A 13,489-nucleotide genomic window follows, 5' to 3' on the forward strand; every position below is an offset into this window, starting at 1 on the left:
TTCGCTTAGTTCAGCTTGGAGCGAACTTCGCCGATGCCCTTGGCGATCAGGTCGTCGGCCACCGAGCCCTTTACGGACTGCGACAGTACCGAGGCTGCGGCATTCACTGCGGCGTCGGCTGCGGCTGCGCGAACATCTGCGATAGCCTGGGCTTCCGCCATCGCGATCTTGCCCTCTGCGCTCTTGGTGCGGCGAGCGACAAAATCTTCCATCTTGGTCTTGGCTTCGGCGGCAATGCGCTCGGCCTCTTCCTTGGCGGACGTGATGATGTCCTGCGCTTCGCGCTCGGCCGCTGCATGACGCTTTTTGTAGTCTGCGAGCAGCGCGGCGGCTTCATCGCGCAGGCGACGGGCGTCGTCGAGTTCCTGCTTGATACGGACGCTGCGGTGGTCGAGCGCCGTCAGGATGGTGCGGTGAATACCGAACCAGCCGAACACCGCCATCAGAAGGACAAAAGCGACGGCGACCCAGAATTCAGCTTGAAGTCCGAACATCCGTTTATCCTTTCAGCGACGCGTCGAGCGCGGCGTTGACGGCACCTGCATCCGGGCTGATGCCCGTCAGGCGTTCGACGATCGCCGAGGCCGTGTCCGCAGCAATGCTGCGCACATTGCCCATCGCCGTTGCGCGGGTGGTGGCGATGGTCTGCTCCGCTGCAGCAAGCTTGGTGGCAAGGCTCTCTTCGAGCTTCGCCTTGGCCTGCTCCTGTTCCGCATTGAGCTTCTCACGAACTTCGGTCGCCATCGCCTGCGCCTTGGCGCGGGCATTGGCGAGTTCGGTTTCGTAAGCCTTCAATGCAGCGTCGGAATCGCCCTTGAGCTTGGCGGCTTCGTTCAGGTCCGTATCGAGAACCTGCTGACGGGCCGCAAGCACGCCGCCGACGCGGGGCAGCGCCAGACGCGACACGATCAGATAGAGCAAGCCGAACGCGATCGCGAACGACACCAGCTGTGAAGCGAAGGTGTTGCTCTCGAACGGCGGAAACGACGCCTTGTGACCACCGTCTGCCGCAGTGTGCGCGGCAGTCCCGTGATCGGCGCCCTTGGATTTGCCCTGACCTTCAGCCACAGCAGTCTCCTTATCGATCGGAAGCGCTCCAGGACGGAGCGGCAACCGGATCCGTTTTCAGCTTAGACGGCGAACAGCAGCAGCAGCGCGATCAGCAGCGAGAAGATGCCGAGCGCTTCGGTCACGGCGAAGCCGAAGATCAGGTTCGCGAACTGGCCCTGGGAAGCCGACGGATTGCGGAGCGCACCGTTGAGGAACTGGCTGAAGATCATGCCGACGCCGATGCCAGCGCCACCCATGCCGAGACAAGCAATGCCGGCGCCGATGTACTTCGCTGCGATGGGATCCATAGTAAAACTCCTTCTTGGGATAGGGATTTAGACGGTTGAGGGTGAATTCCGCCAGGACACTAAGAAGCGATGGTTAGTGGCCCGGATGAAGTGCGTCGTTGAGATAGATGCAGGTCAGGATCGTGAACACATAGGCCTGCAGGAAGGCGACCAGCAGTTCCAGCGCGGTCAGCGCCGTGGTCATGGCCAGCGGCAGCACCGAACCGAAAATGCCGAGTGCGCCGAGTGCGCTCAGCGAGGTCACGAAGCCGGCAAAAACCTTCAGCGTGATGTGGCCGGCCAGCATGTTGGCGAACAGACGGACCGAATGCGACACCGGGCGGGACAGGAACGAGATCACCTCGATCACCGTGACCAGCGGCAGGATGTAAATCGGAATACCGTGCGGCACGAACAGCTTGAAGAAGCCGAGACCGTTTTTGTAGAGGCCGTAGAGCAGCACGGTCAGGAACACCATCAATGCCAGCGCGACGGCGACGATCAGATGGCTGGTGACGGTGAAGGTATAGGGGATGATGCCGATCAGATTCGCCGTCAGGATGAACATGAACAGCGAGAACACGAACGGGAAGAACTTCATGCCTTCTTCGCCGATGCTACTGCGCACCGTATTCGACACGAATTCGAAGGACAGCTCGGCGACCGACTGGAAGCGGCTCGGGATCAGCGCACGTCCGGCGCTGCCGCCGATCATCAGCAGCGACACGACGGCAACGGCGCCGAACATATAGGCCGATGAGTTGGTGAAGGCGATTTCCTGATTGCCGATATGGCCCAGGGTGAAGATCTTGTGGATCTCAAATTGATGGATCGGATCGGCCATCCACGTCGGTCTTTCAATTCGGCCGGAACGTCCGGCGTTTCCTTGCCGGACAGCCGGCACTCAAATGCTGCGCCAACGACGCAGAGGTCTTGGGCGCGAATTTCTTATTCCGCTTTTTTTCCGACACCAGCCGAGCGCATCACGTTCATCACGCCGGCGACGAAGCCAAGCAGCATGAGAACGATCAGCCCCCACGGCGATGTCGACAGCAAACGATCGAAGCCCCAGCCCAGAATCGTTCCGACGACGACGCCCGCGACCAGTTCCGAAGAAAGACGGAGACCCACCGCCATGGCCGATGCCCTGGACTGCGCGTTTCCGCTTCCAGTTTCGGATTGGTCAGTCTGAAGTTTGCGCTCATCCTGAAGTTTGGACAGACGCTGATTCAGACTTCCGAGCCTTGCGGAAAGCGCAGCCTCATCGGGAGACGATTTGCCATCGTTTCTGCGTTCACTGTCATCGTCCCGTGTGCCGTTCGTCATGCTTGCGACACTCGAAATAACGCTGCAAATGCTGGAAATAACGCCCCATCACCCTTCAAAGCCGGGCGGACCATACTTAGCGCATCTTGCCAAGTCAAGATTCGCTGATCGCCTGTTAGTGCTTTGATTCATTTGATTTTATTGACGAAATTCGAATCCCGCTGCGCGGGATCGCCGCAGCGCAAGAATGACTTTCGAGGTGATCTATCTTGCACGGCGCAGGGCGCTCTGTTGGAGTACCGCAGAGTTTGAAAACGCCCCTGCCGGAGCCCGGAATGTCTCAAGAGATCGACTACTATTTTTCGCTGCCATCGCCCTGGGCCTATATCGGCCACACGCTCTTTCGCGATCTCGTAAGTACTTATGATCTCAAGGTGAATCATAAGCCGGTATTTCTCGGCGATCTGTTTTCGGAAACCGGCGGCCTTCCGCTGGGCAAGCGTCATCCGGTGCGGCAGCGCTACCGGATGCTTGAATTGCAGCGCTGGCGCGACAAACGCGGTCTCGATTTTCATTTGCAGCCGAAGAACTGGCCATTCGATGGCCGACTCGCTGATGGTCTGGTGATCGCGGCGCTCGAGGCCGGACACGATCCGGACCCGTTCCTGCGCCGCGCGTTTCCTGCGGTCTGGGAAGGTCAGCTCAATCTCGGCGACGCGGCCGTGCTGACCAGGCTGGCGGATGATTCGGGGCTGCCGGGCGCGAAACTGCTAGAGCGCGCGGCGTCCAGCGAGATCGCCGAGAAATATGAGCAGAACCGTCAGGAGGCGATTGCGGCCGACGTGTTCGGCTCGCCCGCCTATGTGCTCAACGGTGAAGTATTTTGGGGCCAGGACCGGCTCGAATTGCTGGCAGATGCGTTGAAGGCGAAGCGGGCGCCTTTCAAATCTCAAATCTGAGCACATTTGAGAGTAAAGGCGGCTATCGCCCCGAACTCGCAACGCGGAGCATCTCCATGAAGAATGCTGTGGTGCGTTTTGCCTCCCCCGGACAGCCCATGCGGTACGCTGCGCGGGTTGGCGCGGTTCTGATGGCCGGGATCGTCAGTGCGTCTGCGCAGGCCCTCCCGGACATCGAGAATGGCCGTTATTCGCTGTCGCCGATCGCTGAAGGCGTCATCCGCCTGGATACCCGCACCGGCACGGTTTCGACGTGTACGGATAAGGGATCCGGCTGGGCCTGCTATGTCTTGCCGGATGAACGTGCCGCGCTCGATACCGAGATCGGGCGGTTGCAGAGGGACAACGACAGGCTGAAGGCGGAGCTTGCCCAGCGCGGTCCAGCCGTCGCCGGCAAGACCGATGAAGCGCTCCCTAAGCAGGATTCGCTGAAGCCCGGAAAACCTGGGAGTGCGGATGGCGAGAGGAAGATCGAGATTCCGCTGCCGAGCGAACGCGACGTCGATCGGGTGATGGCCTTTGTCGAAAATGCGTGGCGACGCCTTGTCGACATGGCTAGCCGCATCCAGCGCGATTCCAGCGGGAAAATCTGAGCGCTGCGAGTTTCGCGCCGGATGGCAGTGCTTACATAGTTGACTGGTATGATGCGCAGCGCCTCTGCGGCGATATTGAGAGAATAATTCGGTACTAGCAGAGAGGAGCCAAATCGTACGTTTTCGACTTAAGGGAGCACTTTGATGCCGAGATTTTATTTTGATCTCGTCGATGGGACGACCGTGCCCGACGCTTCCGGGCAGATTTTGCGCAATGAATTGCTGGCCGCTGAGGTCGCCGACAAGCTCGCGGGCGATATTTACAAGATTAGGCCCGAGCTCCGCGGCAAGCACTTCGCCATTTCCGTCCGCAACGAGGAGGGCGAGGAAATTCACCGCGCAGACGTGGTTAGCTCCGACGATTAACGCAGTGCGCAGCTCTTATTTGCGGTCGAGCCCGATATCGTCGCCATCGCCATGGATGGCGTCGCGGTCGGCTTGATCGGTCTTGTCTGCATCCCTAATCACCGCTTTCTCCTGCGCGCGCTGTTCGTCCTTGCGTGGCCCCGGCCCCGGAATGTCCCTTGATGTTTTAGGCTTCATGGCGTTTTCCCTTGTCCATCCTGATTGAAGTGGGAACGCCATCTCGGCGTTTTGGTTCATCAGTCAAGGTGGAATTGGCCAAGAGGGGACTTCATGACATCTGCCAGATCCGTTACGCGTAGCGCGCCGTCTTCAGTTCGTGTCGAGACCGTGATGTCGTCACTGCTGACTGTGCAGACATCCGGTGCCGGCTTCACCGATATCACCCGCGAGGTCGGCAAATTCCTGAGCGAGATCGGCGCCCGTGAAGGTGCGTTGACGCTGTTCATCCGCCATACCTCAGCGTCGCTCACCATCCAGGAAAACGCTGACCCTTCCGTGCTGGTCGATCTCATGACAACGCTCGATCGTCTTGCGCCTCAGGATTTTAACTGGACGCACGATACGGAGGGTCCCGACGACATGCCGGCGCATGTTCGTACCATGCTGACCGCGACCTCGCTGCACATCCCCGTTCTGTCAGGCAAGCTCGCGCTTGGAACCTGGCAGGGCATCTATCTGATCGAACACCGCGCCCGCCCGCATCGCCGCGAGGTGGTGCTGCAGTTCGTCGGCGCGACCTGACGCTCGCAGATCTGCTGAAACAAAAAAAAAGGCCGCGGATTGCTCCGCGGCCGGTTTGTCGTCGTCGTGTCTGCCGGCAGCCAGGCTGCCGGCTGGGCGAGATTAGTTCGCGCTGATATCGACGTCCTTGGTCTCCGGCAGGAAGAAGAAGCCGACGACCACGGTGATTGCCGCGAAGATGATCGGGTACCACAAGCCGGCATAGATATCGCCGGTCGAGGCCACGATGGCGAAGGCGGTCGCCGGGAGAAGTCCGCCGAACCAGCCGTTGCCGATGTGGTAGGGCAGCGACATCGAGGTGTAGCGGATCTTGGTCGGGAACAGTTCGACCAGCATTGCCGCGATCGGCCCGTAGACCATGGTCACGAACAGCACCAGGACGAACAGCAGTCCGATCACCGCCGCGACCTGCGGACGGAAGATATCGAACGGATGCGCCATCTTCACGATCTGCGCGTCGCCCGCCTTGGGATAGCCCGCCGCCTGAACCGCTGCGAGAACCTGCGGGTTCGACGCTGCAGCCGCGGTGTAGGGCACGTCCTTGCCGTTGACGACGACCTTCACGCCCGAGCCCGCTGCACCGTAGGCGGTCGAGTACTTGACCGACGACTGGGCCAGATAGGCGCGGGCCGTATCGCAAGGCGTGGAGAACACGCGGGTGCCGACCGGGTTGAACAGATCGCCGCACAGCGCGGGATCTGAAACGACTTCCACCTTCACGGTCTCGATCGCCTTTTCCAGCGTCGGGTTGGCGTTGGTGGTGATCATCCGGAAGATCGGGAAGAAGGTCAGCGCTGCGATCAGGCAGCCTGCCAGAATGATCGGCTTGCGGCCGATCTTGTCGGACAGGGCGCCCCAGAACACGAAGAAGCCGGTGCCGAGCAGCAGCGACCACGCGATCAGGAGATTCGCGGTGTAACCGTCGACCTTGAGGATCGATTGCATGAAGAACAGCGCGTAGAACTGGCCGGTGTACCAGACCACGCCCTGGCCCATCACGCCGCCGAACAGTGCGATCAGAACGATCTTGGCGTTGCTCCAGTTGCCGAAGGCTTCGGTGAGCGGAGCCTTGGAGCCCTTGCCCTCATCCTTCATCTTCTGGAACACGGGCGATTCATTCAGGCGCAGACGGATCCAGACCGAGATGCCGAGCAGAACCACCGAGACCAGGAACGGAATTCTCCAGCCCCAGGCGGCGAATTCAGGCTCACCCAGCGCCGACCGCGTGAACAGGATCACGAGCAGCGACAGGAACAGGCCGAGCGTGGCCGTGGTCTGAATGAACGACGTGTAGTAGCCACGCTTGCCGGCCGGCGAGTGTTCCGCCACATAAGTTGCCGCGCCGCCATATTCGCCGCCGAGCGCAAGGCCCTGCAGCAGACGCAGGCCGATCAGGATGATCGGAGCCGCGATGCCGATGGTCGCTGCGTTAGGCAGGATGCCGACGATGAAGGTCGACAGGCCCATGATGAGGATGGTGACGAGGAACGTATACTTGCGGCCGACGATGTCGCCGACGCGTCCGAACACGATGGCGCCAAACGGACGAACGATGAAGCCCGCGGCGAAGGCCAGCAGCGCGAAGATGTCGCGCGTGGCCTGGTTGAACATCGGCAGCTTGGTGGCGGGATCGATCACGCCGAAGAACTGCGCGCCGATGATGCCGGCCAGCGAGCCGAACAGGTAAAAGTCATACCATTCGAAAACAGTGCCGAGCGATGACGCGAAGATGACGAAGCGTTCGTCCTTCGTCATCCCTTGGGCTTTCGCCGATGTTGCTGCGATGGTGGACATGTTTGAATCGCTCCCCAAATCCGTTGCAAAATTTATTGTGGCTTCTCGCTCGCTGCGCCGAACTTCTGTCGGCTCATTGCAGAGAACTTCGATGCAAAAGGTAGCATTGCGGGGAAATGCGACCCAATACGACTTTAGGCCGTGCGCAAGGGGCTGTGCGCAGACGTCGCAGTGGCGAAAACGTCCATCCGGACGTGCGCGTGCATATGAAATATTGCGCCGCACAATGGTCCGCGTTCACCAATTTACCGCGTGGCAGCATTGGACGCTTGCAAGACGTTGTCGCGCGGGGGACACTTGTGGCGAAATGCGCTTTTGCGCGTCGTCTCAACGCGGTCGCTGGTTCGCCGCAAGATTTTTGCATGGATTTTGATGACCGTTATCGCTCCCTCGCGCCTCATTATTGCCGACGATCATCCGTTGTTCCGCGGTGCATTGCGGCAGGCGGTCAGCAGTGTGCTGCCGACGACCACGGTCGATGAAGCCGGTACGTTCGAGGATCTGACCAAACTGCTGGAACAGGATTCCGACGTCGATCTGATCCTGCTCGATCTGTCGATGCCGGGGATATCAGGATTCTCTGGACTGATTTACCTCCGAGCACAGTATCCCGCGATTCCGGTGGTTATCGTCTCCGCCAGCGATGACGTCGGTACGATCCGCCAATCGCTCGACTTTGGCGCGTCCGGCTTTATTCCAAAGCGCTTCGGGGTCGATACGCTGCGCGATGCCATCGTGCGCGTGATGGATGGCGACGTCTGGGTTCCACCGGACGTCGACATGTCCGCAGCGGCCGATCCGGAAATGAGCAAACTGCGCGATCGGCTGGTGACGCTGACGCCGCAGCAGGTCCGCGTGCTGATGATGCTATCACAGGGACTGCTCAACAAGCAGATCGCCTATGAGCTCGGCGTGTCCGAGGCGACCATCAAGGCGCATGTCTCGGCGATCCTGCAGAAGCTCGGTGTCGAGAGCCGCACCCAGGCCGTCATCGCCGCCGCAAAGATCGCTGGCGGCCAGTGGCGCCAGGGCGAACAGACCCCGCAATAGCCTGGCTACTCCGCCGCGATCATCTGCTGCGTGCGCCACTGCCCGAGCAGTGCGCGCAGCGACGCCGGCTTCACCGGCTTGTTCAGCACCGCGATCTTGTCCTGGCGCGCGGCGGACTGCACATGCGGGCTGCGGTCAGCAGTGATCAGGATGGCCGGAATTTCCTTGCCGAAGCGGTTGCGGATTTCCCGGATCGCGGCGACGCCGTTGCCGCGGTCGAGATGGTAATCGACCAGCAGACCCGTGAGGCGGCGGCCCGAGCCCTGGATTTCGGCAATCGCGTTCATCGCGGCTTCCGGATCCGCGACTGCGACGACCTCGGCTCCCCAGGCCTGCAGCAGCGTCTTCATGCCATCGAGAATCGCCATGTCGTTCTCGATACAGACAACGAGTGTGCCCGACATAGGTGACTTCGACAGCGGCGTCGCGCTGGTGACCGCGGTGGTGTGATTGATCGCCTTGGCTACCGGCACCGTCACCGAGAAGAACGAGCCGCCGCTGCGATTGGAATCCAGCGCGATGCCATGATTGAGCACATGGGCGAGGCGCTTGACGATCGACAGACCGAGCCCGAGGCCACGCGCGATCCGCGCGCCCTGTTCGAGCCGGTGAAATTCCTTGAAGATCTCGCCGCGCTTGAGAATCGGAATGCCGACGCCGGTATCGTAGATGCCGATCTGCAAGGCCTTGCCGCGGCGCCGGCAGCCGACCAGGACGCGGCCGTGCGGTGTGTATTTGATCGCGTTCGAGATCAGGTTCTGCAGAAGACGCCGCAGCATCAGGCGATCGGATTCCACGGGCAGTGAGCACGGCACGAATGTGAGCTTGACGCCGCGGGCGTGTGCAATCGGTGCATATTCGATCTCGAGCGAGCGCATCAGGTCGCCGATGCGGAAACTCGAAATCGCGGGACTCATGGCGCCGGCATCGAGGCGCGAGATGTCGAGCAGCGCTCCGAGGATTTCCTCGATGGCCTCCAGCGAGTCGTCGATATTCTCGACCAGCCGGGCATCCTCGCCGCCGCTCTTTCGTTCGACCAGGCTGGTGACATAGAGCCTTGCGGCGTTGAGCGGCTGCAGAATGTCGTGACTGGCGGCGGCCAGAAAGCGGGTCTTTGAGATATTGGCGTCTTCCGCAGTGCTCTTGGCGAGCGCCAGTTCGGAATTCAGTCGTGTCAGTTCCTCGGTGCGGTCGCGGACGCGTTTTTCCAGCGTGGCATTGGCGCGCTCCAGCGCTTCTGCTGCCTCGAAGCTGGGCGTGACGTCGGAGAAGGTGAGCACGAGCCCGCCATCGGGCATCTTGTTGGTGCGGACCTCGATGACGATCTGGCGGTCCTGAAGACGCTCAAGATAAGGCTCGCCCTCGGTGGTGTAGGCAGCCAGCCGTGCCTGTGTCAGCGTTTCGTTGTCGCCGTAAGGCGATGCGCTCTGGATGCCGATGAATTCCAGAATCTCCCGGAGCGGAATGCCGATCTGCACGATCTGCGGTGGGAGGCCGAGCAGTTCGCCGAACTGCCGGTTTGACACGATCAGCTGCAGGTCGGGGTTGAAGACGGCGATGCCCTGGCGGACGTGGTTGAGTGCGGTCTGCAGGATCTCGCGATTGAAATGCAGCGCCGCATGGGAATCGTCGAGTAGCTTCAGGGCCGCCTTGGCCGACACCGTGCGCTTGCGCAGCAGTAGCGACATCACCACGCGGGACGAGGCTGCGCCGATCGATGACGCGATCAGATATTCTGCGTGCTGCAGCAGTTCGAAATCCGCAGGTGCGGCCGGATCGAGATCGACACGGCGACGCGTGGCGAAAGCATCGAAGGATTCACGCGCGCGGTCCGGGCCGAGATATTGGGTCACGGTGCTGAGGATATCCTGCACCGTGACTGTGGTCCGCCAGCGCCGGAACGCCGGTGTGATCGGCGCCAGCGTATTCGGCACGAAGACATCAGCCTGCAGCCGTTCGATCGACGACGGCGCCCGCATCAGCGACAGCACGATATAGGTCAGGATGTTGAGCGACAGACTCCACAGCGTGCCATGCAGCAGCGGTGGCAGTTCAGTGCCAAGCAGGTCCTGTGGCCGCAACGCCTCGATGCCGAACGGGCCGTGCTGCAGAAACAGGACGCCTGCGGTGCTGCCTTCGAGGAAGCTGGGGATGAACAGCGTATAGGCCCAGACGATGAAGCCGACCACCATGCCGCCCATGGCGCCGCGGGCGGTCGCGCGCCGCCAGATCAACCCGCCAAAGAAGGCTGGAGCGAGTTGCGCGATGGCGGCAAATGACAGCAGGCCGATGGCGGCCAGTTGCGTATTGCCGAGCGCGCGGAAATAGAAATAGGCCATCACCATGATGGCGAAGATCGAGAAACGCCGCGCCTTGAGCAGGAAGTTGCCGAAGTCGGTCTGCTCATTCTGCGTCTGCGGTCCGCGCCGCAAGACCAGTGGCAACACGATATCGTTGGACACCATAATCGCCAGCGCAACGCATTCGACGATCACCATGGCGGTGGCAGCCGACAAGCCGCCGATGAACACCGCCATGCTGAGCGTGCTGGAGCCAGCTTCGATCGGCAGCGCCAGCACATACATGTCGCTGTCGACCGCGCCGAACGGAAAGGTCACGAGGCCCGCCAGGGCGATCGGAATGACGAACAGGTTGATGGCGATCAGATAGGTAGGAAATAGCCAGCGCGCACGGCTCACTTCGGAGTCGCTGGAATTCTCGACGACGCTGACGTGGAACTGTCGGGGCAGCAGCATGATGGCGCAGAACGACAGTAGCACCATCGTGAGGAAATTGCCGAACGACGGCACATAGTTGATGGCGCGCATCGCCTCCGGTGTCTTCATCGCGCGCTCGACCAGCTCCGAGGGGCCGAACATCCAGAATGTCACGAAGGCGCCGGCGATGATGAACACCACCAGCTTGACGATGGATTCGGTAGCCACGGCGAGCATCAAGCCGTGCTGATGTTCGGTCGCATTGGTCTGCCTCGTGCCGAACAGGACGGCGAACATCGCCATGGCCAGCGTCACGACCAGTGCCATGTCGCCGACGATGGGAACGCCGGCAATGGCCTTATCCTCGCCGAGGATCGTTTCCAGCGACGACGCGACGGCCTTCAGCTGCAGCGCAATGTACGGAACCGAGCCGATGATGGCGATCACGGCGACGGTGGCGGCGACGGCCTGGCTCTTGCCGTAACGTGCGGCGATGAAGTCGGCGATCGAGGTGATGTTCTGGGTCTTGGCGAGGTGGATCACACGCCGCAGCACGGGCGAGAAGAAGGCAAAGAACAAGATCGGGCCGACATAGATCGCGAGGAAATCCACGCTGGTCCGGCTGGCCACGCCGACCGAGCCGAAGAACGTCCATGACGTGCAATAGATCGCCAGCGACAGCGGATAGATGATGGCCTTGGCGCGGCCGCTCTGGAACAGCGCGATCCGGTCGCCATAGCTGGCGACGCAAAACAGAAATCCGATGTAGCAGAGGGCGGCAACAATCACGCCCCAGTCGTGCAGCATCGTGCGTGCTCCCTTTGGCGGGCGCAAGCCCGTCCGTCAGGCGAAAATCTAGCCGGTTGCGCCGGTGCAGGCGACAGGGATTTGGCCGGACGCCGGGGAAGGCCGGATCGTCGTTAAATCCAGCGCGAGCCGAAAAAGGCGATCAGGATAATGAACAGCCACGCGGTCACGCCGGCCAGCAGAGCGAGGCGGTAATCGAACGTGCCGACCGTGAGATAGCAGATGCCGAGAAAAGCGAGATAGGCCGGAATGGTCTTCGCGCCGGCCATGCAGGCTTCCCGGAAGCCTGCGCTGTCGCCTTTTGCGCCGACGATGAGGAGCGCAATGATCGCAAAGGTCGGAAACAACGGCAGAATGCCGGGCAGCGTGTTGCCCCGTTTGGACAACCAGGCAATCAGGGCGGTGAGCAGTCCGCCGAGAATACCTTTCCAGATGATGTCCAAGGGATGTCCTTCAGGTGAGCCGCAGCAAGCTCCGCCCTCATCCTGAGGAGCGGCCACTTGGCCGCGTCTCGAAGGATGGCGGGAAGCGCCGGTGCGCATCATCTCATGGTTCGAGACGCGCGCAAGGGCGCGCTCCTCACCATGAGGGGCGGAGCATGTTGTTACTCCGCTGCCAGCGCCTTGGTGCGCAGCGGCAGGCCGAGTTCATCCCAGACCTGCAGCAGCGACTCGGCGAGGTGATCGATCAGCACGTCGTCGTGATAGGGCGACGGCGTGATGCGGAGGCGCTCGGCACCCTTGGCGACGGTCGGGTAGTTGATCGGCTGGATGTAAATGCCGTGATCTTCGAGCAGCAGATCGCAGGCCTTCTTGCAGAGTTCGGCATCGCCGACGAAGACCGGCACGATATGGGTGTCGGTGGACATCACCGGAATGCCGGCCGCGGTGAGGATCGCCTTGACCCGCGCAGCGCGATCCTGATGGCGCTCACGTTCCCAGCTGGAGCTCTTCAGGTGCTTGATCGCTGCGGTCGCGGCCGAGCAGATCGCCGGCGGGAGCGCGGTGGTGAAGATAAAGCCCGGCGCATAGGAGCGCACGGCGTCCACAATGTCCTTGTTTGCTGCGATATAGCCGCCGAGGCAGCCATAGGCTTTGGCGAGCGTGCCTTCCAGCACGTCGATGCGATGCATCACGCCGTCGCGCTCGGCGATGCCGCCGCCGCGTGGGCCATACATGCCGACTGCATGGACTTCATCCACATAGGTCATCGCGCCATAACGTTCGGCGAGATCGCAGATCGCAGCCAGCGGCGCGACGTCGCCGTCCATCGAATACAGGCTCTCGCAGGCGATCAGCTTCGGACGCGCCGGATCGGCAGCCTTCAGCAGTTCCTCGAGATGCGCGACGTCGTTGTGACGGAACACGACGCGGTCGCAGCCGGCCTGCCGGATGCCTTCGATCATCGAGTTATGATTCAACGCGTCGGACAGGATCAGGCAATTCGGCATCAGCTTGGCGAGCGTGGAAATGCCGGTCTGGTTCGAGACATAGCCCGAGGTGAACAGCAGGGCGGCCTGCTTGCCGTGGAGGTCCGCGAGTTCTTCCTCGAGCTGCACCAGCGGATGATGGGTGCCTGCGATGTTGCGGGTGCCGCCGGCACCGGTGCCGACGCGGGTCGCGGTCTCGACCATGGCGCCGACCACTTTCGGGTGCTGGCCCATGCCGAGGTAATCGTTGGAGCACCAGATCACGACATTGCGCGGGCCCTGCGGCGTGTGCCAGACCGCATGCGGGAACCGACCGGCAATGCGCTCGAGGTCGGCGAAGACACGATAGCGGCGCTCGTCATGCAAACGATTGAGCGCGTCACTGAAGAACTTGCTGTAATCCATCGCAAAAGACCCAAAAACGAAACCC

15 protein-coding genes are annotated in these 13,489 nt (G+C 61.5%); 5 read left to right on the forward strand and 10 right to left on the reverse strand.

Annotation, left to right across the window (positions count from 1 at the left end; translation table 11 throughout):
* Positions 1 to 5: 5 nt before the first annotated feature.
* From AB7783_RS25605 to AB7783_RS25625, 5 genes are all read right to left on the reverse strand, one after another.
* Entirely contained in the window at positions 6 to 494 is a 489-nt protein-coding gene (locus AB7783_RS25605; RefSeq protein WP_309940548.1) for a F0F1 ATP synthase subunit B family protein, read from the reverse strand.
* A gap of 4 nt (positions 495 to 498) precedes the next feature.
* Entirely contained in the window at positions 499 to 1,068 is a 570-nt protein-coding gene (locus AB7783_RS25610) for a F0F1 ATP synthase subunit B family protein (protein ID WP_089266933.1), read from the reverse strand.
* 62 nt (positions 1,069 to 1,130) lie between these two features.
* Positions 1,131 to 1,358, reverse strand: a complete 228-nt coding sequence (locus tag AB7783_RS25615; protein WP_068732626.1) for a F0F1 ATP synthase subunit C — start codon at positions 1,356 to 1,358, stop codon at positions 1,131 to 1,133.
* Positions 1,359 to 1,431: 73 nt separating this feature from the next.
* Complete coding sequence (locus AB7783_RS25620) at positions 1,432 to 2,181, reverse strand: F0F1 ATP synthase subunit A (RefSeq protein WP_089266839.1); 750 nt, start codon at positions 2,179 to 2,181, stop codon at positions 1,432 to 1,434.
* Between the two features lie 104 nt (positions 2,182 to 2,285).
* A complete protein-coding gene (locus AB7783_RS25625; protein ID WP_089266840.1) occupies positions 2,286 to 2,663 on the reverse strand; it encodes an AtpZ/AtpI family protein in 378 nt (125 codons plus the stop codon).
* Between the two features lie 275 nt (positions 2,664 to 2,938).
* Between AB7783_RS25625 and AB7783_RS25630 the strand changes: the two genes are divergently transcribed.
* The 3 genes from AB7783_RS25630 to AB7783_RS25640 all read left to right on the forward strand — a co-directional run bounded on the left by AB7783_RS25630 (position 2,939) and on the right by AB7783_RS25640 (position 4,521).
* Positions 2,939 to 3,562, forward strand: a complete 624-nt coding sequence (locus AB7783_RS25630; protein WP_089266841.1) for a 2-hydroxychromene-2-carboxylate isomerase — start codon at positions 2,939 to 2,941, stop codon at positions 3,560 to 3,562.
* 98 nt (positions 3,563 to 3,660) lie between these two features.
* Positions 3,661 to 4,155 (forward strand): hypothetical protein, encoded by a 495-nt coding sequence (locus AB7783_RS25635; RefSeq protein WP_089266934.1) that lies wholly within the window; start codon positions 3,661 to 3,663, stop codon positions 4,153 to 4,155.
* A gap of 144 nt (positions 4,156 to 4,299) precedes the next feature.
* The gene (locus tag AB7783_RS25640) at positions 4,300 to 4,521 is read left to right on the forward strand and encodes a DUF6894 family protein (RefSeq protein WP_089266842.1); all 222 of its coding nucleotides are present in this window, start codon (positions 4,300 to 4,302) and stop codon (positions 4,519 to 4,521) included.
* A gap of 15 nt (positions 4,522 to 4,536) precedes the next feature.
* Here the strand turns inward: AB7783_RS25640 and AB7783_RS25645 are convergent, their stop codons facing one another.
* Positions 4,537 to 4,698: a hypothetical protein gene (locus AB7783_RS25645; RefSeq protein WP_441279134.1), complete on the reverse strand. Its 162-nt coding sequence runs from the start codon at positions 4,696 to 4,698 to the stop codon at positions 4,537 to 4,539.
* 93 nt (positions 4,699 to 4,791) lie between these two features.
* Between AB7783_RS25645 and AB7783_RS25650 the strand changes: the two genes are divergently transcribed.
* On the forward strand, positions 4,792 to 5,262 hold the full coding sequence (locus tag AB7783_RS25650; protein ID WP_441279135.1) for a secondary thiamine-phosphate synthase enzyme YjbQ: 471 nt from the start codon (positions 4,792 to 4,794) through the stop codon (positions 5,260 to 5,262).
* Positions 5,263 to 5,364: 102 nt separating this feature from the next.
* On the opposite strand, the gene AB7783_RS25655 is transcribed toward AB7783_RS25650, so the two are convergent.
* A complete protein-coding gene (locus AB7783_RS25655; RefSeq protein ID WP_374725619.1) occupies positions 5,365 to 7,017 on the reverse strand; it encodes an MFS transporter in 1,653 nt (550 codons plus the stop codon).
* A 411-nt stretch (positions 7,018 to 7,428) separates the two neighbouring features.
* Between AB7783_RS25655 and AB7783_RS25660 the strand changes: the two genes are divergently transcribed.
* A complete protein-coding gene (locus tag AB7783_RS25660) occupies positions 7,429 to 8,106 on the forward strand; it encodes a response regulator (protein WP_068732722.1) in 678 nt (225 codons plus the stop codon).
* A gap of 5 nt (positions 8,107 to 8,111) precedes the next feature.
* Here the strand turns inward: AB7783_RS25660 and AB7783_RS25665 are convergent, their stop codons facing one another.
* The 3 genes from AB7783_RS25665 to hemA form a co-directional block, all read right to left on the reverse strand.
* Entirely contained in the window at positions 8,112 to 11,630 is a 3,519-nt protein-coding gene (locus tag AB7783_RS25665; protein WP_441279136.1) for a NahK/ErcS family hybrid sensor histidine kinase/response regulator, read from the reverse strand.
* A gap of 113 nt (positions 11,631 to 11,743) precedes the next feature.
* A complete protein-coding gene (locus tag AB7783_RS25670; protein WP_441279137.1) occupies positions 11,744 to 12,073 on the reverse strand; it encodes a GlpM family protein in 330 nt (109 codons plus the stop codon).
* A gap of 161 nt (positions 12,074 to 12,234) precedes the next feature.
* Positions 12,235 to 13,464, reverse strand: coding sequence for a 5-aminolevulinate synthase (hemA, locus tag AB7783_RS25675; protein ID WP_089266846.1), 1,230 nt, complete (start codon positions 13,462 to 13,464; stop codon positions 12,235 to 12,237).
* Positions 13,465 to 13,489: the final 25 nt, after the last annotated feature.

Origin of the sequence: Tardiphaga sp. 172_B4_N1_3 (assembly GCF_052076035.1) — a bacterium.
GTDB lineage: Bacteria > Pseudomonadota > Alphaproteobacteria > Rhizobiales > Xanthobacteraceae > Tardiphaga > Tardiphaga robiniae.